Below are 24345 nucleotides of genomic sequence, written 5' to 3'. Positions count from 1 at the left end.
AACGTTTAGGGGAGGGTAAATGTTTTAACCTGTGGCAGATTTGGACAGTCAGGCTTACGAATTATGTGGAGTTCAAGGAATTTGCCAGAGGAGCTGCCGGGACCGGTTCGCACCTTCCCTAGCTAAGATTCAGGAAGTTCTGGTATTCTATTGGGCTATTGATTGTGGCTCAGACACTGAAAAACATGTCCAAACAAGATTCATTCTGGTTTAAATCACTTCGCTGGCTCCAAAGCAAGCTGGTGCATACCACTGTGGTGCCTCAGGATCCTTTCGCCGATTTGAACCTGGATCTCGCCAAGCCGATGGCCTACGTGATGAAGACGGAGTCTGTCAGTGATATCGCGGCGTTGGCGGAAGTCACCCGTAAGTTTGGTTTGCCTTGCCCTTATGAGACGCTCAAGGTTGATGATATTACCGTTCCCAGAGTCGTCTGCCTGGAAGGTGCAAAGCCCCTGTTCGGCAAGCGCAAGGGCAATAAACCTTTTCTCAGCTGTTTCACCTCTTTGCTTCATTTGCATCAGACCAATCCACAACTGGATATTCAATTGGTGCCGGTGAGTCTCTATTGGGGCCGAACTCCGGGTAAGGAAGATGACAGCATGCGCGCCGCCGTATTTGAGCGGGAAAACCCCACTTGGTTGCGCAAGTTTCTAATGATCTTGTTCCTGGGGCGAGACAACTTTGTGCAGTTTTCCAATGCGGTCTCGCTGCGGCTGATGGCCGATGAACATGGAACCGATAAAGCTATTGCCCATAAGTTGGCGCGAGTGGCCAGGGTACATTTCCGCCGTCAGCGTAAGGTGATGACCGGGCCATTACTGCCCAACCGTCAAGCGCTGTTTAATGAACTGTTGCGTTCAGAAACCCTTAAAAAGGCTATAAAAGAGGAAGCCGCAGCCAAGAAGATCCCCGAGGCCAGGGCCAGGGAAATGGCGGAGGAATATCTCGATGAGATTGCTGCCCACTATTCAGACAGCCTGGTGCGTATTGCCCAGCGGATCCTCACCTGGTTATGGAACAAGCTCTACAAGGGGATCAACATCAAGGGCGCCGAGCAGATACGCCAGCTGCATCATGATGGACATGAGATAGTTTATGTACCTTGCCATCGCAGTCATATGGATTATTTGCTGCTCTCCTATATTCTCTATTTTCAGGGTATGGTTCCGCCTCATATCGCCGCCGGTATCAACCTGAACTTCTGGCCTGCCGGGCCTATATTCCGCCGTGGTGGTGCCTTCTTTATCCGCCGCAGTTTCAACGGTAATAAACTCTATACTGCAGTGTTCCGTGAGTATCTGGATCAGCTGTTTGCCAAAGGCTATTCGGTTGAGTACTTCACCGAAGGTGGCCGCTCCCGTACCGGGCGGTTGTTGTCGCCCAAGACTGGGATGCTGGCGATGACGGTCAACTCTGTGTTGCGGGGTATTGAGCGACCAGTGACTTTGGTGCCTGTGTACCTGGGCTATGACCACGTTATGGAAGTGGCCACTTATCACAAAGAACTCAGCGGCAAGAAGAAGCAAAAAGAATCTGTCTGGCAAGTGGTTGGCGCCTTGCGTAAGTTGGGTAATTTTGGTCAGGGTTATGTAAACTTTGGTGAGCCCGTGACGCTGCAGAATTTCCTCAGTGAGGCGGCACCTAACTGGCGCGAAGAGGTGGCAGCCGATCCCGAGCAGAAACCCAGCTGGTTGACTCCGGCTGTCAATACTCTAGCCAATCGGGTGATGACTCATATCAACGATGCTGCTGCTGCCAGCGCAGTGACCCTCACCAGCTTGGTACTATTGTCCTCAGAGCAGAATGCGCTGGAACGAAACCAGTTGGAACGTCAGTTGGACTTGTATTTGGATCTGCTCAAGGAAGTGCCTTACACCCAGTACATCTCGGTGGCCGAAGGTGACGGTAAGCAATTGCTGCAACAAGGTCTGGAGCTGAATAAGTTTACGGTTCAGGAAGATGAACTGGGCGATATCATCTCAATCGACGAGTCGATTGCGGTAACCATGACTTACTATCGCAACAACATCATTCACCTATTTATGGTGCCTTCTTTGCTGGCCAGCTGCCTGGTGCGTCAAGAGCAGTGCTGCCGATCTCGGATGCAAGCGGTGCTTGAGGATTTCTATCCTTTGCTGCAGGCCGAGCTGTTTATGGGTAAGGCCGATGTCAGAGCCTATGCCGATCAACTGCTGGATCGTTTCATTGCCAAAGGTTTGGTGGCCGAAGAAGTCAATGGCTTCCGAGTGCTGGAAGCCGGGATCAATCCGCTGGCGTTGCTGGCCGAAACCATGAGCGAAACCCTTCAACGTTACGCCATCATCTTTAACTTGCTGGCCGCGCACCCGGGTATTGAGCGTGGCGATTTGGAGCGCGAAAGCCACAAGTTGGCCAGTCGTCTTGGCGCGCTGCATGGGATTACTGCCCCTGAATTTTACGACAAGAAACTCTACGGCATCTTGAGTATCAAGCTCAAAGAGCTTGGGTATCTCACCAAGGAAGATACCCGCCATGATATAGAGCGAACCCGGGATTATGCCAACCAGCTACTGCGTCCTCAGGTCAAGCAAACCATAGTTGACAGCGTCGCCGCCGAACAGGAGGCCTGATGGCCAATCATATGAATGCGGCGCCTGCCAAGGCGTCTTTGCTGGGCGGCGCCATGATCATCGCCGGGACCACAGTCGGTGCCGGCATGTTTTCGCTGCCGGTAGAAGGTGCCGGCATGTGGTTTGGCTACTCTGTGCTTATGCTGCTGGGGGTGTGGTTTTGCATGTTCATGTCCGGGCTACTGCTGCTGGAAACCAATCTCCATTTTGAGCCCGGCGCCAGCTTTGACACCCTCACCAAGGAAACTTTGGGGCAATTCTGGCGGGTGCTTAACGGCGCTTCGATAACCTTCGTGCTCTATATCCTTACTTACGCCTATATCAGTGGCGGCGGCTCCATAGTCAATCACAGCCTGGAAGGGATGGATATCAGCCTGCCGCAGAGCTTTGCCGCCCTGGTGTTTGCCCTGGTGCTGGCACTGGTGGTGCTGATAAGTACCAAGGCCGTGGATCGCATCACCACTATAATGCTGGGCGGGATGATCATCAGCTTCTTTCTGGCGATAGGCAATCTGCTGATCGGCATAGACACCAGCAAGTTGTTACTACCTGATGGCGAGAACTCTTATGGCTCATATCTGTGGGTGGCCATTCCTTTCGGGCTGGCGAGTTTTGGCTATCATGGCAATGTGCCGTCGCTGGTGAAATACTACGGCAAGCAACCGGGCACCATTATCAAGGCGATTTTTGTAGGTACCTTTATCGCCTTGGCTATCTACCTGTGTTGGTTGGTGGCGACCATGGGTAATATTTCCCGCGGCGAATTCGGCGCTATTATTGCTCAGGGCGGCAATATGGGCGTATTGGTTGGCGCCTTGTCCAAGGTGATGGATAACTCGCTGCTAAACACCATGCTCACTCTGTTTGCCAATCTGGCGGTAGCCTCTTCATTTCTTGGGGTAACCTTGGGCTTGTTTGACTATTTGGCAGATCTATTTGGTTTTGACGACAGTCGCTGTGGCAGGGCCAAGACCGCCTTGGTGACTTTCCTGCCTCCGACTTTATTGGGTATGTTGTTTCCCGATGGCTTCCTGGTCGCTATCGGCTTTGCTGCCCTGGCGGCTACAGTTTGGGCCGTCATAGTGCCGGCCTTGATGGCTTGGCGCTCAAGACAACAATTTGCCGATAGCCACGGCTTTCGTGTGCCGGGCGGTACACCTTTGATAGCCATAGTGGTGTTGTTTGGATTACTGACGGCTGCCTGCCATCTGTTGGCCATGGCTGGTATACTGCCTAAGTATTCCTGAAGCGAGAAGCTGCTCTCTTTTTCAAAGGAATGAAAGAGCGGCTTCTTGACAAGACTATAAAAGTCAGTAATTTATATCGTCCATGCCGAGTGTTTTGTGCGGGTGTAGTTCAATGGTAGAACGGCAGCTTCCCAAGCTGCATACGTGGGTTCGATTCCCATCACCCGCTCCAATTAGTTTCGTCATAGTTGATACTTGCTCCCAGTAGCTCATGAATCAATATTCGTTTTTTGCACTGGGCTTTATCCGCAACCTATGACTATTTAAGTTACATAGGTGCCGGTCTCGTTTTTCTATCCGTAAAAGCCAATAAACTGAAAGGCAATATATTTCTCAAAGGGGATCGGGTCATTTTGGCCTTCTGAGTCTAAATAGCGCCCCTTTAGGAAGGGTGCCAAACTCTCTTGGGATTTGTCTGATAGTTATCCTGCTCTCGATAAGCCAGTATTACTTACGCATAAAGGGATTGTGTCCATTGCCCTGCATCCTTTTTATGTATGAGATTTTGCATCTCATTGTTCCGTCGTAGTCTGTTGTTTGGCACATTGTGCAGCATAGGGAAGCGTGACAAGGAAAGTTTGTGCTAACCAACAGGCTACGGCCTTTTTTCTTCTTTATATCGTCAAACCCTTATATTCTCAATTCGATATTGCCATCGTATATTTTCTATACAGCCTGGTATAATTTCTATTAGTGTTTAACGTAAATGGAACCGGCTTCATCAGCCTCCACTGCGCAACACAGAATTGGAAACCGGATAATGAAGATTACAGCATACAGACATGGCGAGCCCTGTTGGGTAGAACTGGGGACGCAGGACTGGAACAGTGCCAAGCACTTTTATTGTCGTCTCTTTGGTTGGCAAGCTGAAGATATCCCCATGCCGGAAGGCGCCTATACCATGTTGAAGCAGGCGCATGAAGATATAGGTGCCATTTATCAATTGCCTACTGAATTACAGCAGCAGGGGGTTCCCAGTCACTGGGCGGTTTACTTTGCGGTGGAGGATATTAACCACTGTATTGAGGCCATCAGCTCCGCCGGCGGTCAGCTTCTGATGGGCCCCCATGAGGTTGGCTGTGCCGGTAAGATGGCGCTATTTACCGATCCCGAAGGGGCCCATTTTTCGGTTTGGCAGGGTATCGAACATCCCGGTGCCGGGCGTAAGTGGGAAGCCAACACTCTATGCTGGGTTGAGCTCGCCTGTCGGCAACCTGAAGCGGCCAAGATCTTTTATCCCAAGGTGTTCAACTGGCAGATGCGTCGCAGTGAGAATGCTGTCGATTTTGAATATACAGAATGGTTTCTCAATAGCGACAGCTGTGATGAAGGCATTGGCGGTATGCTGCAAATGACCGAGCAGTGGGGTGACGTGCCGCCCCACTGGATGATTTATTTCAGTGTTGATGACTGTGATGTGATGGCTTGTCGGGCGGCCGAATTGGGCGGCAAGGTTTGTGTGCCACCTACAGATATCCCCAATGTGGGGCGTTTTGCGGTGATCAACGACCCGCAAGGGGCTGTTTTCAGTATTATTCGGCTGACCATGGCGCTCTAATTTCTCTCAGTTGGCCGCATCGATGCGGATTTGGCTACCACAGTTGCCGGGAGCAATTCTGGGTGCCTGTTGCAGCAGAGTCTTTAGGTCGCTGTCATCTATCTTTTCGGGAAGACTGAGCTGAATTTCGGTCAACATCCCCCGGTGACATTTAAGGCTCAGCTTGTGTTCGCTCGAAGGGCCAAAGCTTTGCTGAAACGCTTGTCTTAAAGAATCGGTCGCTATCTTGGCGCCGATGTTTTGTTGCAGTAGGTTGAGCAGAGGCGTTGCCTGGTTAACCTCTGTGGTCAGTTTGAGTGCCAATGAAAAGTAGGTTTCGGCATTTTCATCCCTGCAACTGCCGTGTTTCCACCATTCGTGCCGCTCCAGGCAACTGCCATAGGCGTGACTGGGCATCATCTGAGCCAGGCGCTCGGATACGGCTTCACTCAACTCAATGGCGGGATAAGCGCAGAAGTTATCGGGCTTGTGTTTGACCTTGCCGCAATAGCCATAGCTGATGCCGCAAGAGCGCTTATTGGGCCATAAGCCGTGCAAGCTGAAATGACTGGCATCGAAGCGGTCGGCGCTTTGGCTGCGACATTCGGGTTTGCTGGAACCTTTTGACTCACAAAAGGCGTTTTGCCACGACAGAGCCAGCAGATGGCTATCGTATTTATCGGCCAGGTTACAGGCGTTTTTGGTTTGAGGTTCAGTAGGCAGTGCGCCCGCTTGCAGCTGACCACAATCGGCGGCAATCCAGCGCAGAGGTGATTGTGTCGCCGAGGTCTTGACCCTGAACCAGGTGGGCGTGTCGTGACCGAGGCGCTCAACTATCTCCAGCCTTTGTCCGGGGTTGCTGTAAAGCTGCCCGGGATTAGTGCCCTTGTTCTTCGATTGAAACAGCGGGCAGGTCTTGTCTATCAGCAACTCACCGGAAAAGGGGGCTGCCATGATCCCGACAGGTAACAGCCACAGCAATAATATCAGTAAGCGGGTCATAAGGTTCCTCTTTGACGAAATTGTCATCATGCAGATTTTTGTTTGCCATGTGACACTTTGTATCTGTATCGGTTTGAAGTGCAACTTATGTTAAATAGATGATCTTAAACTTTGGCTTCAAGGCTCAGAGCTGATGCACCATAGCCGGAATATCCGACTTTTTGGCCGCAGATAAATGGCGCCAATTTGTATCTTTGTGTTTGTTGAGCAAATGAAGCGCAATTGTTACTTGTCAATTAGTTGTGTAGCTTGGCAATGCAGCAGAATTTTACAGGAAAAAGTGAATGAAAGGATGTGTTGCCTCGGTAGTTATGGTGTTGTGTCTGGGAGCCTGTAGTAGTACTGATGAATCGCAGCAGGCTCAGGCAGATGTGGAGCGCAGTGATGGTTACCACTGTGAAAAAGTTACAGTGACAGGTTCGAGGATGCCGATAAGAAGATGTACCACTCAGGCACAAAGGGAGCAAGAGCGCTTAGAAGCGGAAGAGATGTTACGTAATGGAAGGGTACTTTCTAAGGAGTGAGTAAGGATGCCAGTGGCTGGTGCCACTGGCATACAGGGATCAGGCTGCTTTGATTTGGCGGCCTTCGGCATCACGGAAGCTACCGATGGCGATACGAACAAAGTCGATCAGAGTCCAAATACCCAGGCCACCCAGGGTCAGTAACATCAGCAGACCTGTACCGATTTTACCTGTGTAAAAACGGTGCACGCCGAAGCTGCCCAGGAAGAAGCACAGCAGTAGAGTAGGTACGAAACCCTTGTCGCTCAATTGCTCATTTTCGATTGTCATTGTTTGTCCTTAAGTTAACTTTTGTCCCGGGTAAGTGATCAGCCTACCCTGCCCATCTTTATAGCTTCCTACGAGTAACATGAAAGTGATTATCACTGTGTGGATAATATCGACCGCCAGTACAGCTATTCCGGTGAATACCAAGGTAGGATCATCTGTCGAAATCAGCGTAATACCTACTATTGCCAGACCGAGATCAAACAGGCCATGCAGAATACGCCCACAGTAAAAATGGTGTATGCCCAAGATGCCGAAAATGCCTGAAAGGCACACGGCTACGCCATAACTCTTATCGGATTTTTTGAGAGTCTGCACTTCCTTGTTCCTATGTTGAAAGCTGAGTCGTCCGGCCCGGCAGGCATCTCCCTGCACATCTTCGAGCCAAACGTGGGAAGTCTACCTTTTTCCTGAGATTTTTTTCAATAACAAATTGTTAAATTGAGATTATTCTGACACATCTGTTTCAAACGCCTGGTATTGGATCACATTGATGTACCACTCTTTGATCCCGGATGGGGTTTGCACCTGGACTTCATCATCAACCTGTTTTCCTATGAGAGCCCGCGCCATGGGGGAGTCTATGGTGATATAACCTTTCTTGGTATCTATCTCGTCCTTGCCGACAATCCGGTAGCGCACCACAGTGCCCTGGTCATTTTCCAGTTCGACCCAAGCGCCGAAAAACACCTTTCCTTCCTGCTGCGGTGAGTAGTCGACTATTTTCAGCTCTTCCAGGCGTTTAACCAGATAGCGGATCCGGCGATCTATCTGCCGTAGTAAGCGTTTGTTGTAGGTGTAATCTGCGTTTTCGGAGCGGTCGCCTTGAGCCGCGGCCTCTTGTACCTTGAGGGTGATCTCGGGGCGGTATTCCTTCCACAAATATTTGAGTTCTTTGTCCAGGGCTTCCCAGCCCTTACGGGTAATCAAATGGGCTTTCATCGGTTTATTCGATCAACTTGCTGTTGGCGCCAGGCGCCGATGCCAATAGTGCTGAAGATTTACAGAACTCAGGCGTGCTTGCAAGTGCGCCTTTCTGCCAATGGGATAAACAGGATGCCTTTGCATGTCATTTTACGCAGGCGATGAGTGTCTGCCCCGGCTCAAAGCAGGCCTGCAGATGATCGCCCAGAGTCAATGGCAAGCCCTCAATGCTGTCGTTGTATACCGAAGCGTAGAGGCGGTCGTTGCCGCCGATATCCAGGGTAATTTCGCTGCGCTGGGGATCGCGTTTGATTTGCAATAATTGGCCTTTGAGGCGATTGCCACTGCTGAGGGGCTGCTGCAGCGAGTGGATACTGACGGCGGGAGCCTTGAACAGCAGCAATACCTTCTTGCCGATATGCAACCCCAGTTTGTCTGTGCTGGCATGGGTGATGGCGGCATCTATCTCCTGTCCACCGGCCAATTTGACCCTGACATTGTCATTGAGTGAATCATCCTTGAGCGCAATGACTTCACCGGCCAGTTGATTGCGGGCGCTGGTCTTGAGCGAGAAGTGGGCCATCAGATCTAGTAGGTTATCCATGGGAACGGCCGCATCCAACAGCGCCTTGAGCACCATGTCCTGCATTTGATCCATCAGTTCGTAGAGCTTCAGCAGACGCTCGCCAAACTCGGTCAACTTGGCGCCGCCACCGCCTTTACCACCCTTTTCACTGCTGACCACAGGCTGGGGAGCCTGCAGATTCATGTCGTTGACTGCATCCCAGGCCGCCTTGTAACTGATGCCCGCCTGTTTGGCCCCCTGGCTGATGGAGCCGGTAATGCGTATCTGCTTCAACAGTGCAATGCGCTTGGGATTGGCAAACAGTTTATCGGCATTGTTGAGAGTTAACAGGGCTTTGAGGTCCATGGCATATTCCTTATCAGTGTCGGGGTTATTCTCCCTTATTGCGCTGATAAAGACCACAGGGATCACTCACTGGCGCTCACAGGCTTGCTTATCGTTATATAACTATGTATATAACGTTGGCAGTATCTAAATAGTGCAATCATTTCACCAAGGAGTCGTTATGAAGTCCCTGTTCCGTCCTGCCCTGAGCTTGGCTCTGGGGTTATTGTTGGCCTTTAACGTCAGTGCCAAGGAAAAAGTCACCGTCTTTGCCGCCGCTTCACTCACCAATGCCATGAATGAACTGGGCGCCGAATATGACCGCAAGCATGACACTGAAACAGTGTTCTCTTTTGCGTCCTCTTCGACTCTGGCACGCCAGATTGCCCAAGGTGCGCCCGCCGAGCTGTTTCTGTCGGCCAACCAGAAATGGATGGACTATCTCGATGAAAACAAGGCCATTGACAGTGATAGTCGGGTCACTCTGCTGCGTAACACGCTGGTGCTGATCGCGCCGAAAGGCAGTGCGCTGAACCAGGTTGAAATCTCGGCTTCCTGGGATCTCAAACAGGCATTGGGTAACAGCCGGATGGCGGTTGGCGATCCAGATCATGTGCCGGCCGGTCGCTATGCCAAGCAGGCGCTGGAAAACTTGGGTTTGTGGCAACAGGCCGAACCTCTGCTGGCCAGAGCCAATAGTGTTCGCGGTGCCTTGGCGTTGGTCGAACGCGGCGAGTCATCTCTGGGGATTGTCTATTCCACAGATGCCAAAGTGGCCCAAGGGGTAAAACAGCTGGCGGTATTCCCCCAAGAGACTCACAAGCCAATCAGCTATCCCATGGCGCTGGTGGGTAAAGAGCACAGCAAAGGCGCCGAAGGTTTCTATCAATTCCTGCAGTCTGACGCCGCCAAGGCGGTATTTGCCAAATACGGCTTCGGCGTAAACTGAGATCCTGACTTTGAGCTTGTTGACCGACTATGAAGTGGCCGCCTTGCTGCTCAGTCTCAAGGTGTCCACTGTGGCAGTGCTCTGTAGCCTGCCGCTTGGTATTTTGTGTGCCTGGGTGCTGGCGCGGCTGGAGTTCCCCGGCAAGTCTGTGCTCGATAGCCTGATCCACCTGCCACTGGTGTTGCCGCCTGTGGTCATAGGGTATTTATTGCTGGTCTCCATGGGCCGCAGCGGTTTTCTCGGTGGTTGGCTCTATGACACTTTTGGCTTCAGCTTTAGTTTCAGCTGGCGCGGCGCTGCACTGGCGGCCGCGGTGGTGTCATTCCCGTTAATGGTTCGTGCCATTCGTCAGGCGCTTGAAGGGGTGGATGTGCGTCTGGAGCAGGCGGCGCGTACCTTGGGCGCCGGCCGACTCAAGGTCTTCTTCACCATCAGCCTGCCGCTGACCGCGCCCGGCATAGTCTCGGGCATGGTGCTGGCCTTTGCCCGCAGCCTCGGGGAGTTCGGTTCCACCATTACTTTTGTCTCCAATATACCCGGTGAAACCCGCACTATTCCCTTGGCTATGTACTCCTTTATCGAGACCCCGGGCGCCGAGGCCGAGGCCGCCAGGCTGTGTGTGATTGCGATATTGATTTCACTGGCTTCGCTGATCGCTTCCCAATGGCTCAGCAAGCGGGCGCAACAGAGGACACTGGGACAATGCTGAAAATCACTATCAGGCAACAGCTGGGACAAACCCTGCTGGATGTGGACACAGAGTTACCTCTCTCCGGGGTCAGCGCCGTCTTTGGCCGCTCGGGCGCCGGCAAGACCTCGCTGATCAATATTCTCGGTGGTCTGGCAACCCCGGATGCCGGAGAGATCCGCTTGGGAGAGCGCTGGCTGTTTCATAAAGAAAAGAAGATCAATCTGCCACCTGAGCGTCGTAACGCCGGCTTTGTGTTTCAGGATGCCAGGCTGTTTCCCCACTATCGGGTGCGCGGCAATCTCAACTATGGCCGCAAGGATAAAGACAGCCGCGAGTTTGATACTGTGGTGCAACTGCTGGGGCTGGAGAAACTGCTCGACCGTTTTCCCTTCACCCTCTCCGGTGGGGAAAAACAGCGGGTCGCCATAGGCCGGGCCTTGCTGACCCGTCCAGAGATTCTGTTGATGGATGAGCCGCTGGCATCGCTGGACTTGCCGCGCAAGCGCGAGCTGTTGCCCTACCTACAGAGGCTCACCGCCGAACTTAAGCTGCCGATTATCTATGTCAGCCACAGTCTGGATGAGATTCTGCAACTGGCGGATCAGATGCTGGTGCTGGACAAGGGCAGCTGCGTCCTCAGTGGCCCGCTGGAGCAGGTGTGGGACAGTGACGAGCTGAGACCCTGGCTCAGTGCTCAGGAACAAAGCTCACTGTTGAGTGCCACAGTGGCCGAGAGTCATCCCGAGTATGCCATGACCCGTTTGCAACTCGCCGACGGTAACAGCTTGTGGGTCAATGAACTGTTACCCAAACAGGATAAGCCGATACGGGTGCGGGTTCACAGCAATCAGGTCTCTGTGTGCCTGCAGGTGCCGAGCGGCAGCAGTATTCGCAATATCCTGCCGGTAACTCTGGAGGAGGTGAGCAGGGTCGACAACCGCGACTATGTGCAGCTCAGGTTGAGGTTGGCGGGTATGCCACTGTGGGCCAATATTACCCGCTGGGCCCTTGAGGAGCTGGCGTTGCAGCCCGGAATGTCGCTCTATGCCCAGATTAAAGGGGTCAGCCTCACGGCCGCCGATTTGGCTCGTTCTCACTGAGGTACAACAGAAGATCAACTACTGTTACAAAGTCTCGGGTGATTTTTGGTATTAAAATGGCTAAATTTAAGATATTTAGCCATTTTTTTAGATACTATTGTGCAAGTTGCAAGCTTGGCACTCGAGGAATAGCCCATGGGACAAGAAACCTCCAAGATTCTGGTTGTCGATGACGATATGAGGCTGCGGGCCTTGCTGGAGCGCTATCTGATGGAACAAGGCTATCAGGTACGCAGCGCCGCCAATGCCGAGCAGATGGATCGCTTGCTGGAGCGGGAGAACTTTCACCTGCTGGTACTCGACCTTATGTTACCGGGAGAAGATGGCCTGTCCATCTGTCGCCGCCTGCGGCAACAGGGCAATCCACTGCCGATAGTGATGCTGACCGCCAAGGGCGATGAAGTCGACCGCATCATAGGTCTGGAACTCGGTGCCGATGACTATCTGCCAAAACCCTTCAACCCCAGAGAGTTGCTGGCACGGATCAAGGCGGTGATGCGCCGTCAGGTGCAGGAGATCCCCGGTGCGCCTTCACAGCAGGAAGAGATGGTCAGCTTCGGCGAGTTCAGCCTCAACCTGGCCACCCGCGAGATGTACCACAACGAAGAGTCCATCGCCCTCACCAGTGGTGAATTTGCCGTGCTTAAGGTGTTGGTGACTCATCCCAGGGAGCCATTGTCCCGCGACAAGCTGATGAATCTGGCCCGAGGTCGCGACTATTCGGCGTTGGAGCGTTCCATCGACGTCCAGGTTTCCCGGCTTAGGCGGCTGATTGAAAAGGATCCCGCCAACCCGCGCTATATCCAAACGGTTTGGGGCCTGGGGTACGTGTTTGTGCCAGATGGTGCCGCCCGTAAATGAAGCTGCGCTGGTGGCAACGCCTGTTGCCCAGGAGTGCCTTCAGCCAAACGGTAATGCTGATAGGCTGCCTGCTGCTGATCAATCAGCTGGTCTCCTATTTGACTGTGACGGTTTATTTCATTAAGCCCAGCTACCAGCAGATCAACCAGCTTATCGCCCGCCAGATCAATCTGTTGTTTGTCGATGGGGTTGAGGTGGGCCGTGAACACCTCACCATAGTGGATGCCCTCAATGCCAAGGTGCGCGACGATGGCATGCATGTCTATAACCAGAAACAGGCCAGAGAAGCCGGTATCGAGCGGGCGACCTACTATGGATTCCTCTCAACCCAGATGTCGGAGTATCTCGGTGGCCCGGCCGAAGTGCGTATTGCCCAGAGCAATCTGCTGCAGATCTGGATCCGCCCACCTCAGGCTCCCTCCATCTGGATTAAGGTTCCCCTCAATGGCTGGAACGAAAATGCCCTGTCGCCGCTAAACCTCTATCTACTGGTGATAGGCGCCTTGAGTGTCGCCGGTGGTTGGTGGTTTGCCCGGCAACAGAACCGGCCGCTGCGGCGGCTGCAAAAGGCGGCTATCTCAGTTTCCAGAGGCAATTTCCCTGACCCGCTGCCGCTGACCGGTTCCAGTGAGCTCGTCGAAGTGACCAATGCCTTCAACCGTATGTCTCAGAGTATGAAACAGCTGGAGCAGGACAGAGCACTGCTGATGGCGGGGATTTCCCACGACCTGAGAACGCCCCTGACCCGAATTCGTTTGGCTTCCGAGATGATGGTAGACGACGATGCCTACCTGCAGGAGGGCATAGTCAAAGACATTGAAGACATGGATGCCATCATCAATCAGTTTATCGCCTATATTCGCCAGGATCAGGAGAGCATTCGCGAGCCGGAACAGATCAACCGTTTAATCCGCGAAGTGGCCCAGGCCGAGAGCAACAGAGTCGGTGAGATAGAGCTGGTACTGGCCGAATGCCCCGAAGTGCCGATGCAGAGCCTGGCCATCAAGCGGGTGATCGGCAATTTGGTGGAAAACGCCTTCCGCTATGGCCGCGGCTGGATCCGTATCGCTTCCCAGGTGGAAAAACACCGCATAGGTTTCAGTGTGGAAGACAATGGCCCGGGTATTGCCGAGAGCCAGATCCCCAAGCTGTTTCAGCCCTTTACCCAAGGTGACAGCGCCCGCGGCAGCGTCGGCTCAGGGCTGGGACTGGCGATCATCAAACGCATCATAGACAGGCATCAAGGCAAGGTCATTCTCAGCAATCGCCCTCAGGGTGGGTTGCACGCTCAGGTGTGGTTGCCAAGGGACTAGCCATAGACGCTGTCTGTCATTCAACTGTCATGCTCCAGTCATAAACTGCGCTCAGTTCAATCAATTGGGCGCAGTTTGCCATGAAGATTTCCACCCTTTCTCTCGGCGCTTCGGCGTTGTTGCTCTTGTTGGCGGCCTTGCTCGCCTCTCTGGTGCTCTGGAGCAGTGAACAGAGACAAGAGGCAGAACTGCAGAGCCAGACGCTGCAAGGCTTGCAGCAAGAGTTTTTGGTAGATATCCGTGCCAATCTGGATAAGTATCTCGCCAGTGGCGATGCCGGGCGATTGGAGCAGGCCAGAGCCCAGCTCAATGATATTCATGACCGTTTGCCGGTAGATTCACAGTTGGCACAGGAGCTGGCGCAATTGGTGACGGCTCTGGATGGCAAATACCGCGCCGCCGGCAAGTTGGCCGGAAATCCCAGGCAGCTGTTGGCCCATGCCGAAACCGAAATGTTGGATAACAACAAGCGCCTGGCGGATTACGGCGATCAAGGGCTGGCAACGGCGCCACAAGCAGCGCATGAATATCTGCAGCTCAGTCGGGAGCTTCCGCCACTGGTTTACCAGTTGTCACAGCTGACCCAGGATTACCTGCTCGGACGGGAGCAAAGACTCAAGCCTTACCTCGACAGCACCATAACCCAGTTGGCCGACTGGCATGACAGACTCAGCGCCTTGCCACTACTTGGTCTCTATCGCACAGTAGAGGCCGATGAATTTGCCCTGGGTGACGATGAACCCGAGCGCGAGGAGATAGGCGAGAGCTACCGCGCCGAACTTCTGAGTCTCAGCAGTCGCTACGCCAAGGAAGTGACCAATACCGAGCAGCAACTGTTGGATAACCGTCAGATGCAGGATGCGCTGCGCGCCGATATGCACAAGTTGCAGCAGAACTTGCTGACCATGGCCGCTGAGCAGCAACAACGTACCGACAAGCTCAAACACGAGCTACAGCTGTGGCTTTATCTGGCTTTGGCTGTGCTGGCCTTATTTGCCGTGGCTTATTTGATTTTGCAGCAGCTCAGGGTGGTGAAGCCGTTGCAGCTGCTCAACACCGCCTTTAGTCAACTGAGTGAGTCCAATACCCGCGAGCGCCTCAATATCAGTCGCCGTTGTGAAACCGGCCAGATAGCCGCCCACTTCAATGCTCTGCTGAATCGTTTCGAGTCCGAGGATGAACAGCAGCGGCAGCAATTGGCACGTATCTCCCAAAGCCTATCGGCGCTGGTGCAAAAAATCAGTGAAATGGCCGGCAGTACCCGTGAGACCCAACAAGTGGTGGATCAGGCCCGGCAGCAAACGCTGCAGCTCAGTGAATTGGCCGGACTGGTGAGTGACAGCTCAGCTGCGCTGGCCTCCCGTGCCGGCAATACCGCCGAGCAGATGCACCAGAGTGAACTCGAAGCGCAGCAGATGCTGGAAGCCACAGATTCAACCCGCACCGCCGTTGCCGAGTGTCATCAAGCGCTTGCCAGTCTGGATGATTCAGTGGCGGCTGTGGCGGGAATCATCGACGTGATAGGCAATATCGCCGGGCAGACTAATCTGTTGGCGCTCAATGCCGCCATAGAAGCCGCCCGTGCCGGTGAGCAGGGGCGAGGTTTTGCCGTGGTGGCCGATGAGGTGCGCAGCCTTTCCAGTCGCACCCAGAGCTCGCTCGATGAGATAGGTGCCATTCTCAATCGGCTCACCAATGCCAACAAGAGTCTGGGGCAGAGTATGGATGGCATAGCCGAGGCGAGCGACAGGCAGAGACAGAGAGCCGAGAGCCTGAAACAACTGGCGCAGGAGGTGAGACAGCAGGCTTTTGCCATGGCGAGCGGGACTCAGCAGGGTACCGAGTATGCCCAGTCACAGCTGGCGCATCTGCAATCCTTCTCCAGTGCCATGGAACAGCTGCGCAGCCAGGCGATCACCGCCTCAGAGCAAGGGCAGGCAATCGCCTCTCAGGTGGCTGCAGGTGTCGCCGAGATAGAACAGAATCTCGGCATTAAAGCCGCCTGAGTCGCTATTAGAGACTCGCCAGTATGGTTTCGGCCTTGCTGACTTCGAAAGTCTTGGGCGCTTCCACATTCAACAAAGAAACCACGCCATCGTCTATCACCATGGCATAACGCTGTGAGCGTAAGCCACCAAAGGCGCCAGTGTCCATTTCCAGCCCCAGCGCCTTGGTGAAGGCACCATCTCCGTCGGCCAACATCATGATCTCACCGGCGTTTTGGGCTTCACCCCAGGCTTTCATCACAAAGGCATCGTTGACCGATACACAGGCAATAATATCGACGCCCTTGGCCTTGAGTTCATCGGCCAGCACCACATAACCCGGCAGGTGAGCCTCGGAGCAGGTGGGGGTAAAGGCACCGGGAACAGCAAACAGCACGGCCTTCTTGCCGGCAAACAGTTCCTTAACCTTGTGGTTGATCATGCCCTCTTTACCGAGTTGGCTCAGAGTGGCATCCGGCAGAGTTTGACCTTGTGCAATCATGGTATTTGTCCTTTCTGTGGGAATTACAAACCATCATAGCCGTTAATGGAATGGACAAACACAGACATTCTACAGGGGCAATCAGGCGGCAGCCGGCCGGCGCCGAAACAGCGCCCGCAACGCCAGCCAACATAAGCTGAGCAGCAGTTCTGCCGAGGCTGCAAGCAGCAGGCCACTGAGTAGGCCAATGGCAATGGCATCGCCCTTGAGCAGAATATTGTGGCTGTAGTTGTCCCAGACTTCGCGGCGGATATCCGCCTGTGGCGCAAACGCCAGTTGCAGGTAGGGGCTGTAGAGACTCTCGCGGAAGTCGGCCAAGGCCTGCTGCAACTCGGAGCGGCGTTCTACCATGGCGTTGAGCTTATCGCCGCCGGAGGTAAATACCGGATCTTTGTTGGTCACATAGTGGGCGATAAGCTTATCCAGATCGCCATCGAAGAAACGGTCGGCATCGCGCTGAAACCCGGCCAATTGGGTTTGGAGCTCGCTCAGGTGGGCCTGCAGGCTTTTGCCATATTGATCGACAAAGCCGGGGAGCTGAATCCCCGCCAGTACCCCCACAAAGAACAGCAGCAGTCTGAGATAGTCGCGTATGGTTCTAAGCATCATGCCTCCCTGAGTTCCGGCCAAACCAGATGGCTGCTGACTCAAGTGTATGGTTTGGTCTCAGTTCATCGCCGCTTTGACATGGACATCGAAGCGGTTTTTCTTGGTGGCGATAACAGTGCTGGGTTTAACCCCGGCCAGGTCTTCGGCATAGTCCGGCCGTTTGACCACTACCCGCTTGCTCGCCAGTGCCAGCGCCGGGGCCAGCAAGCCGTCGGCATCGGTATCTGCGCCGACCAGGGTCTGAAATACCCGCATCTCTTTTTTTACCAGTGCCGACTTGTCTCTGTGAGGATACATGGGATCCAGATAGACCACATCCGGTCGCGGACTTATCTGGCTCAACGCCTCCAGACTGGAGTCGTGCAGCAGCACCATTCTTTGCTGCATCCAGGGGCCGATTTCGCTGTCCCGATAACCGCGGCTGAGACCGTCTTCCAGTAGCGCTGCCACCAAGGGGTTACGTTCAATCAGAGTCATTTGGCAACCAAGGCTCGCCAGCACAAAGGCGTCACGGCCAAGACCGGCCGTGGCATCTACCACAGAGGGGCAGGCGCCTTGCTTGAGACCGACTGCCTTGGCTATGGCCTGGCCACGGCCGCCGCCGAATTTACGTCTGTGGGCCACGGCGCCGCCGACAAAATCGACACAGATACCGCCAAGCTTGGGTTCGTCACGTTTGAAAAGGGTCAGCATTTCCTGCTCAAACCCCAAGGCAAACACCGAGTCTTCATCATGCTTCAGGCCCCAGCGCTCGGCAATAGCGCACAGGCGTGGCTCCCGGGTATCAAAATAAATGCTATGGCTTGGCTGCTTCACTGTGTTTGAGTCCTTGGCTGAATTGGCGCCATTATGCCAAATGCCAACCTGACTGAATACGTTCAGCTGCAACTCGCAGGCAGAGCCGCTATAATGCCGCGGTCATTTACCCGTCAGTCATTGGGGAACCCATGCTCAGCTACCGTCACGGTTTTCATGCCGGCAACTATGCCGATGTGCTCAAACATTCCATCTTGTTGCAGGCGCTGAGCTTGTTGCAGAAAAAAGATAAACCTTTGGTTTATATCGATACCCATGCCGGTGCCGGTGGCTATGCGCTGGAAGATGATTTTGCCCAAAAGACAGGGGAATATCTGGAAGGTATAGGCAAGCTCTGGCAGGAAACGACTGTGCCGCAGGCGATGACTGCCTATCTGGAGGCGGTGCGCCATTTCAATGAAGGCAATGAGGAGCAGGCCACGGACGAGCTGGCCTGGTATCCCGGATCTCCGGCGATAGTGGATATGCACCTTAGAGAGCGGGACAGAATGCTGCTGCACGAGCTGCACAATACCGATGTCGAACTGCTGCAGGAGTATTTTGAAGGTGCCCGTCAGGTGAAGCTGGTTCACGGTGACGGTCTGCAGGGCCTGTTGGCCGCCGTGCCGCCACTGGAGCGTCGGGCACTGGTGCTGGTGGATCCCAGCTATGAGCTCAAGAGTGACTATCAGGATGTGGCCGATACCCTGATAAAAGCTTATCGCAAGTTTGCCACCGGGGTGTATCTGCTCTGGTATCCGGTCGTCAATCGGGCCCAGACCGAAGCCATGCTGACGAAGCTGAAAGACAGCGGCATTCGGCGGCAGTTACGGATAGAGCAGAGTATCAAGCCTGACTCGGATGAATTCGGTATGACGGCGGCGGGTCTGTGGGTCATCAACCCTCCCTGGCAGTTGGATACCCAGGCCGAAGAGCTGCTGGAATGGCTTCACCCCAGGCTCAATCAGGGTGGCGGCAGCGTCACTGTCACCTGGGAAGTGGGCGAGTAAGCTTGGTTCCATCATAAAAACTTTTGGCCGGGTCACCGGGTATTGATTGGATACTAAGTCGGGTACCAAGGTGTGTACTAATTGCCCGGCTTGTTAACCTTGGTCTTTACGGCGTCTAAGCGACTGTGTGATAGCGAGTGTGGTGACAAGCGACTGTGGTGAGTTATTCCGACAGTGCTTTCAGCTCGGCCAACGTCGCCTCATCTATGAGTCCGAGCGCCAGCGCCTGCTGTGGATTGGTCTCTATCATATAGGCGCTGATACTCATCATATTGCGCAGCGCCATGCCGTTGGGGCCATCGTAAGCCGGCTGCTCGCTCCACTGGTCCTGAGCCCAGGCGGCCCAAGTGGCCTTGAGACTGTAGCCCGCCTCACAGAAGATGGTGCGGGTCAGTTGGCTGCCCTTATCCAGCATCTCCTCGTCGTTCATGCTGTTGTCTAGCTCGCCCTTGTGGCTTTGCATGACTTGCTTTACTGCCATTATCGCTTCGGCGGTTGCGGGAACCGGCCCAAGTTGGCTGTCATCACAGGCTATTACGGTGGAAAAGGGCATCAGCAGACAGGCACAAAGGCCGAGGGACTTGAGGTTAAACATCTTCACTTCCTTGTTGTTGCGCCTCTCAGGCACGGCTCAAATTGCGGTAGCGCTCCAGTAAAATCTTCACCCGTTTCACATAGGCGCGGGTTTCCGGGTAGGGCGGCACGCCACGATATTGGGTCACTGTGGTAGGGCCGGCATTGTAGGCCGCCAGCGCCCGGGTCATGTCGCCATCGAAACGGGCCAGCATCTGCGCCAGATAGCGGCTACCGGCATCGATATTCTGTGATACCACAAAGGCGTTGCTGACACCAAGCTCTTTGGCGGTATCCGGCATCAACTGCATCAGCCCCATAGCGCCGGTACGGGACAGGGCCTTGGCGTTGAAGGCCGACTCGGCGTGGATCACCGCCCTAATAAGCGCAGGGTCCAGATTGTAGGTTTGGGCGGCGAGGGCGATTTCGGCGGCATAGTCACTGCCAAACAGAGGGATTGCCTGCCAGTTCACCTTGGAGTCCGGTCGGCAGGCAAAGCAATCATAGAGAATGATCTGATATTCCTGGCTGCTGGGGGGATTGTCGCTGAATGCCATTACACCGTTGGCCTGGCGGTACTGATAGACTTTACGCTTCGGCAGGCTGCTGTCGCTGATGCCGTGTTCCGAGTAACGCGCCACTATACGGGGTTTGGCCGAAGGCTCTTTAGCTATAGCTGAAGTTTTTTCACCCATGGCTGAGGGCTCTTTGCTTATAGCTGAAGGCTCCTTACCCATAGATGAAGGCTTTTTTTCTACGGCTGAAGGCTCTTTACTTATAGCTGAGGGGTCTTCACTCATAGCGGCCTTTTCCGAAGGCATAGGTATCTCGGTGCCGGCAAGCGCAGCAAAGGGCAGCGCCGAGCTCAGCAGCCAGAGTAGCAAAGAGATGAGTCCTTGGCCGGAAGTGTGCTTCACGCCTGATAACCCGTCCGTGTTTCCAGTTTCAATATGTCAATGATAGCAAAGAGTTGCTGCATTTCACTGTGGATCTGGCTGAACTCCTTTTCGAAGGTGGCTCCCTCAAAGATGGAGGCGGTTTCGAATCTATCCTTGTTACTGGGAAACAGGATCAACAGCTGCCTGCCGTGGAAGGCGCAGCGCAGATCCCGGCCGAACTTCTTGCTCAAGTCCAGCAAACGCTCCATAAACAAGGGGTTCATCAACACCCGGCCATTGATCTGATTGTCGGCGAAGACATCGAACTCTTTCTCGAACACAGGATCTTCCAGCTTCATCTGCTTCAGCCCCGAATAACTGGAAGAGAGTTTCCCCAGCAGGCCGCGGTCGCGGATCAATACCGCATGGCAGCCGAAGTTTTGTGGCAGGGTAAAGGTCATGGCCAGTCCCTTGAATACCTCGCTGGTACGCTTCTTATTCTTGCTATCCCGATATTCTGACTTCAGCACTAATTCACTGATCCCCAGTTCGACCTGCTTATAGCTACCGGTAATAAAATCACTGGAATGTGCTATGTCGTGCTTGGGCAAAATGCCGGCATCACGAAAGGGGCGCAGTGGCAAACCATCGTTGGGACTAAAGGTAAAGTCGTCGCCGAAATAACGGAAGATCAGCGGGAACAGATCTTTTTTAACCTGTGTTTGAAACGCCTTGATGGGTTTCTTACACCAGAAAAACATCAGCAAAACCGGGGTAAGGGCGAGGGCAAACGAAGCTTCCGGGCCAAGGGAGCTGTAGTACATAAGGTCGTACCAATAGTGCCAAACCAGCAGCAGAGTCACCACAAGTGTCAGTACAAACAGGGCTACCCGGGTTCGGCACTGCTTGAGGCTCTTGATCCTCAGTCTTTCATATTGACTGGCCTTGGGCTGTATATGCTGGCGATAGTATTGTTGCAGCTTGGGCAGCTCTTCGCTGGGGGCCTGTAGGCCTTTTCCCGGGCGTACCGGGGAAATCTTCGCCCCTATCAGGAAGGTGATAATATTCACGGGTCAATCTTTTACTCTGTCTCAGTTCAAGTAGTCGCCGGCATTGACCGGGCTTTTGGCGCTTTCATCTGCCTCATAGAAGGGTAAAGCCTGTACCTTGGCCATGGAAGCTATGATTGAACCCGGGAAGATTTCCACCGCATTGTTGAGTTCAGTGACCGCCGAGTTGTAGAAACGCCGCGCCGCAGAAATATGGGCCTCCACTTCGTTATAGGTTTGCATCGCCTGCAACATGGTGTTGTCTGACTTGAGTTCAGGGTAGTTTTCTACCGACACCATCAACTGGCCGACACGGCTGTTGAGCTGGTTGGCCAAATCCAGATGTTGTTTTACCGCATCTGTGTCGGCCGGATTGTAGCTTTGGGTCAGTTGAGTGCGTAATTCGGTGATCTCGGTCAGCAGCTGTTTTTCATGGTCCATGAAGCGCTTGGCTATGGTGAGAATATTGGGCAGCAGATTGGCCCTTTTCTTGAGCTGGACATCTATGCCTGAGAGGGCTTCACGGGCCGTGTTGCGTTTTTTTATCAGGCTGACATACCAGAGATAAATCAGTATCACGGCGATTGCCAGTATCAACAAAAATCCATCCATATTTGCTAAAGTTCCCTGCAGTTTTTTTTTGAACTGCGCCAGCTAATCATAAAATGGCTGCAAATGCATCTTTGTTGTGATTTTGAACCTGTGCTTACCCTTTACCGACAAGACTCGTCAAACCAATAAAAACCACCACTTATATCCCTTTAAAGGTGGATTTAAGTAAAAGCCTTTGAATTGGAGGTTTTTACTGTATGTTTTTAGCGCGTAAAAACGTTATCACAATGATTTTTATTGAGTATTTATCTGTTTTTGAGTGGTAAAAAAGCAGCAGTTTTTGACTCATGTTGAGCGAATTCTGTTAAGGATGGCAGGAAAATTGTTTGGCATCGGTCAAAGCGAACAATCGGATTCATCCTATTTACAAATAGCTTTTATTGTGTTCAGGCAAGGTTCAGACAGCGTGTTGTAAATTGTAACGACACAACGTTGGGGCAAAGCGATTAGTTCAGCGAATTTGCCTTTATGGACCCGCCCTGGGTCCTTTTTTTTACCTCAATTTCCCAGCAATTCTTCCAGGTTAAGTTTCAGTTAAAAGTGTCGCGGCAAAATGGCGGGCCGCTTGTCGTAGATGTTACGGCCATGAAAATAGAACCGGCAACCGAGCCGGCAGACAGGGAAATCCGATGCAGTCCAATCATTCTCAGCAACCGCTCGAAACCGCCAAGAGTGGCTGGTTTATCCGCTTCCTTAATGTGGTGGAGCGCCTGGGCAACCTTTTGCCCCATCCCATCACGCTATTTGCGCTGTTTTGTGCAGCCGTCATCCTGATCTCCGGCGTTGCCGGTTATTTTGAAGTCACAGTAGTAGATCCTCGCCCCGAAGGCGCCAGTGGCCGCAGTGCCGATGGCCTGATCCATGTGGTCAGCCTGATGAATGCCGAAGGTCTGCGGATGATAGTCTCCAATCTGGTAACCAACTTTACCGGTTTTACGCCGCTGGGCACTGTACTGGTGGCTTTGCTCGGGGTGGGGATTGCCGAACGCTCCGGACTCTTGTCGGCCGGCATGCGGGCACTGGTAATGGGAGCCTCCAAGCGTCTGGTTACCCTGACCATAGTCTTTGCCGGAATCGTTTCCAATACTGCCGCCGAACTGGGTTATGTCGTGCTGATCCCCATGGCGGCGATGATTTTCCACTCCCTTGGCAGGCATCCCTTGGCGGGTTTGGCGGCAGCCTTTGCCGGGGTATCCGGTGGCTACAGCGCCAACCTTCTGCTGGGAACCGTGGATCCCCTATTATCCGGGATCACCGAAGCGGCGGCGCAGATGATAGACCCTGACTATACTGTGGGCCCCGAGGTCAACTGGTACTTCATGTTTGTCTCCACCTTTTTGATCTCATTCCTCGGTGCCTTGGTGACGGAGAAAATCGTTGAACCCAAACTGGGTCACTACGATGTCTCTGAAGCCAGTGTCGATCTGGAAGAGCAGCGGATGGAAACCGTCACCGAACAGGAGAAAAAAGGGCTGAAAATGGCCGGTTTGGCGGCGGCGCTGCTCGGCGCAGTCTTGGCCTTGACCGTGGTTCCCGAGTGGGGGCCTCTGCGTCACCCAGAGACGGGGGAGGTGGCGGGCTCGCCGTTTCTCAAGGGAATCGTGGTGTTTATCTTTGTCTGCTTTGCCATTCCCGGGCTGGTATACGGCAAGGTGGTAGGTACCATGAAAAAAGATACCGATGTGATCAATGCCATGTCCCACAGCATGAGCACCATGGGCATGTATATCGTATTGGTGTTTTTCGCCTCGCAGTTTGTGGCCTTCTTCAAGTGGACCAATCTGGGCGCCGTGCTGGCGGTGACAGGCGCCGATGCCCTCAGCGCCCTGGGGCTGACCGGGCCGATAGTCTTCCTGCTGTTTATTATGATGTGCGGCTTCATCAACTTGATGCTCGGCAGTGCCTCAGCCCAGTGGGCGGTGACGGCGCCGATATTTGTGCCCATGTTGATGTTGGTGGGTTATGCGCCGGAAACCATTCAGGCGGCCTATCGAATAGGTGACTCAGTGACTAACCTTATCACGCCTATGATGAGTTACTTTGGTCTTATCCTGGCGGTCGCCGCGCGCTACAAGAAGGACCTGGGGATAGGTACTCTGGTAGCCACCATGTTGCCATATACGCTGGTGTTTTTCGTCGGTTGGACCCTGTTCTTCTTCCTTTGGGTATTCGGCCTGGGGCTGCCGGTTGGCCCAGGTGCGGCTACCTACTATTCACCGGCGGGCTGATAGTCTGTAACAGTGAATGACTGAGGATTTTAGTGGGAAGGGGCTTAGGTTATATACAGTAACTAAAAGTGTGTATAACGTTTACTAAGGCAGAGAAATCTGCCTTTTTATCACCAAATAATCAAAACGGATAACTCTCAACTTTTCAAGAAGCTGTGTCAGACCTG

The 24345-nt window shown here is 53.5% G+C and carries 24 protein-coding genes and 1 tRNA gene; 13 read left to right on the top strand and 12 right to left on the bottom strand.

The window, feature by feature from the left end; all coding sequences use genetic code 11:
- Positions 1 to 185 precede the first annotated feature (185 nt).
- The 4 genes from plsB (at position 186) to SIL79_RS06720 (ending at position 5417) form a co-directional block, all read left to right on the top strand.
- On the top strand, positions 186 to 2612 hold the full coding sequence (plsB, locus tag SIL79_RS06735) for a glycerol-3-phosphate 1-O-acyltransferase PlsB (protein ID WP_039035355.1): 2427 nt from the start codon (positions 186 to 188) through the stop codon (positions 2610 to 2612).
- Entirely contained in the window at positions 2612 to 3859 is a 1248-nt protein-coding gene (mtr, locus tag SIL79_RS06730) for a tryptophan permease (protein ID WP_319619084.1), read from the top strand. Before plsB ends, mtr begins: the two co-directional genes overlap by 1 nt.
- A gap of 98 nt (positions 3860 to 3957) precedes the next feature.
- A tRNA-Gly gene (locus SIL79_RS06725) sits at positions 3958 to 4031 on the top strand.
- A gap of 588 nt (positions 4032 to 4619) precedes the next feature.
- The gene (locus SIL79_RS06720; RefSeq protein ID WP_039035334.1) at positions 4620 to 5417 is read left to right on the top strand and encodes a VOC family protein; all 798 of its coding nucleotides are present in this window, start codon (positions 4620 to 4622) and stop codon (positions 5415 to 5417) included.
- A 6-nt stretch (positions 5418 to 5423) separates the two neighbouring features.
- Here SIL79_RS06720 and SIL79_RS06715 read toward each other — a convergent pair whose 3' ends face one another.
- Positions 5424 to 6398: a ribonuclease T2 family protein gene (locus SIL79_RS06715; protein WP_177192580.1), complete on the bottom strand. Its 975-nt coding sequence runs from the start codon at positions 6396 to 6398 to the stop codon at positions 5424 to 5426.
- A gap of 284 nt (positions 6399 to 6682) precedes the next feature.
- Between SIL79_RS06715 and SIL79_RS06710 the strand changes: the two genes are divergently transcribed.
- A complete protein-coding gene (locus tag SIL79_RS06710; protein ID WP_039035335.1) occupies positions 6683 to 6922 on the top strand; it encodes a hypothetical protein in 240 nt (79 codons plus the stop codon).
- Between the two features lie 39 nt (positions 6923 to 6961).
- Here the strand turns inward: SIL79_RS06710 and SIL79_RS06705 are convergent, their stop codons facing one another.
- The 4 genes from SIL79_RS06705 to SIL79_RS06690 all read right to left on the bottom strand — a co-directional run bounded on the left by SIL79_RS06705 (position 6962) and on the right by SIL79_RS06690 (position 9044).
- The gene (locus SIL79_RS06705; RefSeq protein ID WP_039035336.1) at positions 6962 to 7192 is read right to left on the bottom strand and encodes a TM2 domain-containing protein; all 231 of its coding nucleotides are present in this window, start codon (positions 7190 to 7192) and stop codon (positions 6962 to 6964) included.
- Positions 7193 to 7201: 9 nt separating this feature from the next.
- Entirely contained in the window at positions 7202 to 7465 is a 264-nt protein-coding gene (locus SIL79_RS20675) for a hypothetical protein (protein WP_373297509.1), read from the bottom strand.
- Between the two features lie 171 nt (positions 7466 to 7636).
- Complete coding sequence (greB, locus tag SIL79_RS06695) at positions 7637 to 8131, bottom strand: transcription elongation factor GreB (protein ID WP_039035338.1); 495 nt, start codon at positions 8129 to 8131, stop codon at positions 7637 to 7639.
- 127 nt (positions 8132 to 8258) lie between these two features.
- Positions 8259 to 9044: a TOBE domain-containing protein gene (locus SIL79_RS06690; RefSeq protein ID WP_144361638.1), complete on the bottom strand. Its 786-nt coding sequence runs from the start codon at positions 9042 to 9044 to the stop codon at positions 8259 to 8261.
- 160 nt (positions 9045 to 9204) lie between these two features.
- Between SIL79_RS06690 and modA the strand changes: the two genes are divergently transcribed.
- The 6 genes from modA to SIL79_RS06660 all read left to right on the top strand — a co-directional run bounded on the left by modA (position 9205) and on the right by SIL79_RS06660 (position 15943).
- On the top strand, positions 9205 to 9972 hold the full coding sequence (gene modA, locus SIL79_RS06685; RefSeq protein WP_039035340.1) for a molybdate ABC transporter substrate-binding protein: 768 nt from the start codon (positions 9205 to 9207) through the stop codon (positions 9970 to 9972).
- Between the two features lie 16 nt (positions 9973 to 9988).
- Positions 9989 to 10681, top strand: a complete 693-nt coding sequence (gene modB / locus SIL79_RS06680; RefSeq protein WP_028780857.1) for a molybdate ABC transporter permease subunit — start codon at positions 9989 to 9991, stop codon at positions 10679 to 10681.
- Complete coding sequence (gene modC / locus SIL79_RS06675; RefSeq protein WP_039035341.1) at positions 10675 to 11763, top strand: molybdenum ABC transporter ATP-binding protein ModC; 1089 nt, start codon at positions 10675 to 10677, stop codon at positions 11761 to 11763. The genes modB and modC overlap by 7 nt, the downstream gene beginning before the upstream one ends.
- A 135-nt stretch (positions 11764 to 11898) precedes the next feature.
- Positions 11899 to 12624 (top strand): osmolarity response regulator transcription factor OmpR, encoded by a 726-nt coding sequence (gene ompR, locus SIL79_RS06670; protein WP_025010803.1) that lies wholly within the window; start codon positions 11899 to 11901, stop codon positions 12622 to 12624.
- On the top strand, positions 12621 to 13937 hold the full coding sequence (gene envZ, locus SIL79_RS06665; RefSeq protein WP_028780858.1) for a two-component system sensor histidine kinase EnvZ: 1317 nt from the start codon (positions 12621 to 12623) through the stop codon (positions 13935 to 13937). Before ompR ends, envZ begins: the two co-directional genes overlap by 4 nt.
- Positions 13938 to 14017: 80 nt before the next feature.
- Positions 14018 to 15943, top strand: a complete 1926-nt coding sequence (locus SIL79_RS06660) for a methyl-accepting chemotaxis protein (protein ID WP_144361639.1) — start codon at positions 14018 to 14020, stop codon at positions 15941 to 15943.
- Positions 15944 to 15950: 7 nt separating this feature from the next.
- Here SIL79_RS06660 and SIL79_RS06655 read toward each other — a convergent pair whose 3' ends face one another.
- From SIL79_RS06655 to SIL79_RS06645, 3 genes are all read right to left on the bottom strand, one after another.
- Complete coding sequence (locus SIL79_RS06655) at positions 15951 to 16424, bottom strand: peroxiredoxin (RefSeq protein WP_039035343.1); 474 nt, start codon at positions 16422 to 16424, stop codon at positions 15951 to 15953.
- 81 nt (positions 16425 to 16505) lie between these two features.
- Complete coding sequence (locus tag SIL79_RS06650; RefSeq protein WP_235370014.1) at positions 16506 to 17033, bottom strand: DUF2937 family protein; 528 nt, start codon at positions 17031 to 17033, stop codon at positions 16506 to 16508.
- Between the two features lie 57 nt (positions 17034 to 17090).
- On the bottom strand, positions 17091 to 17828 hold the full coding sequence (locus tag SIL79_RS06645) for a class I SAM-dependent methyltransferase (protein ID WP_152608451.1): 738 nt from the start codon (positions 17826 to 17828) through the stop codon (positions 17091 to 17093).
- 152 nt (positions 17829 to 17980) lie between these two features.
- Between SIL79_RS06645 and SIL79_RS06640 the strand changes: the two genes are divergently transcribed.
- Positions 17981 to 18838, top strand: coding sequence for a 23S rRNA (adenine(2030)-N(6))-methyltransferase RlmJ (locus SIL79_RS06640; protein ID WP_039035345.1), 858 nt, complete (start codon positions 17981 to 17983; stop codon positions 18836 to 18838).
- A gap of 163 nt (positions 18839 to 19001) precedes the next feature.
- On the opposite strand, the gene SIL79_RS06635 is transcribed toward SIL79_RS06640, so the two are convergent.
- The 4 genes from SIL79_RS06635 to SIL79_RS06620 all read right to left on the bottom strand — a co-directional run bounded on the left by SIL79_RS06635 (position 19002) and on the right by SIL79_RS06620 (position 21950).
- Positions 19002 to 19433 carry a hypothetical protein gene (locus SIL79_RS06635; protein WP_039035346.1) on the bottom strand — a complete coding sequence of 144 codons (432 nt, stop codon included), beginning with the start codon at positions 19431 to 19433 and terminating at the stop codon, positions 19002 to 19004.
- 25 nt (positions 19434 to 19458) lie between these two features.
- Positions 19459 to 20148, bottom strand: coding sequence for a lytic transglycosylase domain-containing protein (locus SIL79_RS06630; RefSeq protein WP_405130432.1), 690 nt, complete (start codon positions 20146 to 20148; stop codon positions 19459 to 19461).
- A gap of 176 nt (positions 20149 to 20324) precedes the next feature.
- Entirely contained in the window at positions 20325 to 21359 is a 1035-nt protein-coding gene (locus tag SIL79_RS06625) for a DUF3137 domain-containing protein (protein WP_319619083.1), read from the bottom strand.
- 21 nt (positions 21360 to 21380) lie between these two features.
- Entirely contained in the window at positions 21381 to 21950 is a 570-nt protein-coding gene (locus SIL79_RS06620; protein WP_025010793.1) for a LemA family protein, read from the bottom strand.
- A 629-nt stretch (positions 21951 to 22579) separates the two neighbouring features.
- On the opposite strand from SIL79_RS06620, the gene SIL79_RS06615 reads away from it, so the two are divergent.
- On the top strand, positions 22580 to 24178 hold the full coding sequence (locus SIL79_RS06615) for an AbgT family transporter (protein WP_071475722.1): 1599 nt from the start codon (positions 22580 to 22582) through the stop codon (positions 24176 to 24178).
- The last annotated feature ends 167 nt before the right edge of the window (positions 24179 to 24345 follow it).

The sequence above is a fragment of the Shewanella indica genome (assembly GCF_033842865.1).
Lineage (GTDB): Bacteria > Pseudomonadota > Gammaproteobacteria > Enterobacterales > Shewanellaceae > Shewanella > Shewanella indica.
This window is presented reverse-complemented; position numbering and strand designations above follow the sequence as displayed.

What these genes read in the sequence shown, in the direction of transcription:
- SIL79_RS06630 (WP_405130432.1), bottom strand. Translation starts at nt 20,148, where the DNA reads ATGGGTAAGGAGCCTTCAGCTATAAGCAAAGAGCCCTCAGCCATGGGT.
- SIL79_RS06690 (WP_144361638.1), bottom strand. Translation starts at nt 9,044, where the DNA reads ATGGACCTCAAAGCCCTGTTAACTCTCAACAATGCCGATAAACTGTTT.
- SIL79_RS06650 (WP_235370014.1), bottom strand. Translation starts at nt 17,033, where the DNA reads ATGATGCTTAGAACCATACGCGACTATCTCAGACTGCTGCTGTTCTTT.
- SIL79_RS06640 (WP_039035345.1), top strand. Translation starts at nt 17,981, where the DNA reads ATGCTCAGCTACCGTCACGGTTTTCATGCCGGCAACTATGCCGATGTG.
- modC (WP_039035341.1), top strand. Translation starts at nt 10,675, where the DNA reads ATGCTGAAAATCACTATCAGGCAACAGCTGGGACAAACCCTGCTGGAT.
- plsB (WP_039035355.1), top strand. Translation starts at nt 186, where the DNA reads ATGTCCAAACAAGATTCATTCTGGTTTAAATCACTTCGCTGGCTCCAA.
- SIL79_RS06660 (WP_144361639.1), top strand. Translation starts at nt 14,018, where the DNA reads ATGAAGATTTCCACCCTTTCTCTCGGCGCTTCGGCGTTGTTGCTCTTG.
- SIL79_RS06615 (WP_071475722.1), top strand. Translation starts at nt 22,580, where the DNA reads ATGCAGTCCAATCATTCTCAGCAACCGCTCGAAACCGCCAAGAGTGGC.
- SIL79_RS06620 (WP_025010793.1), bottom strand. Translation starts at nt 21,950, where the DNA reads ATGGATGGATTTTTGTTGATACTGGCAATCGCCGTGATACTGATTTAT.
- modA (WP_039035340.1), top strand. Translation starts at nt 9,205, where the DNA reads ATGAAGTCCCTGTTCCGTCCTGCCCTGAGCTTGGCTCTGGGGTTATTG.
- greB (WP_039035338.1), bottom strand. Translation starts at nt 8,131, where the DNA reads ATGAAAGCCCATTTGATTACCCGTAAGGGCTGGGAAGCCCTGGACAAA.
- mtr (WP_319619084.1), top strand. Translation starts at nt 2,612, where the DNA reads ATGGCCAATCATATGAATGCGGCGCCTGCCAAGGCGTCTTTGCTGGGC.
- envZ (WP_028780858.1), top strand. Translation starts at nt 12,621, where the DNA reads ATGAAGCTGCGCTGGTGGCAACGCCTGTTGCCCAGGAGTGCCTTCAGC.
- SIL79_RS06655 (WP_039035343.1), bottom strand. Translation starts at nt 16,424, where the DNA reads ATGATTGCACAAGGTCAAACTCTGCCGGATGCCACTCTGAGCCAACTC.
- SIL79_RS06705 (WP_039035336.1), bottom strand. Translation starts at nt 7,192, where the DNA reads ATGACAATCGAAAATGAGCAATTGAGCGACAAGGGTTTCGTACCTACT.
- SIL79_RS06720 (WP_039035334.1), top strand. Translation starts at nt 4,620, where the DNA reads ATGAAGATTACAGCATACAGACATGGCGAGCCCTGTTGGGTAGAACTG.
- SIL79_RS06715 (WP_177192580.1), bottom strand. Translation starts at nt 6,398, where the DNA reads ATGACCCGCTTACTGATATTATTGCTGTGGCTGTTACCTGTCGGGATC.
- SIL79_RS06710 (WP_039035335.1), top strand. Translation starts at nt 6,683, where the DNA reads ATGAAAGGATGTGTTGCCTCGGTAGTTATGGTGTTGTGTCTGGGAGCC.
- ompR (WP_025010803.1), top strand. Translation starts at nt 11,899, where the DNA reads ATGGGACAAGAAACCTCCAAGATTCTGGTTGTCGATGACGATATGAGG.
- SIL79_RS06635 (WP_039035346.1), bottom strand. Translation starts at nt 19,433, where the DNA reads ATGTTTAACCTCAAGTCCCTCGGCCTTTGTGCCTGTCTGCTGATGCCC.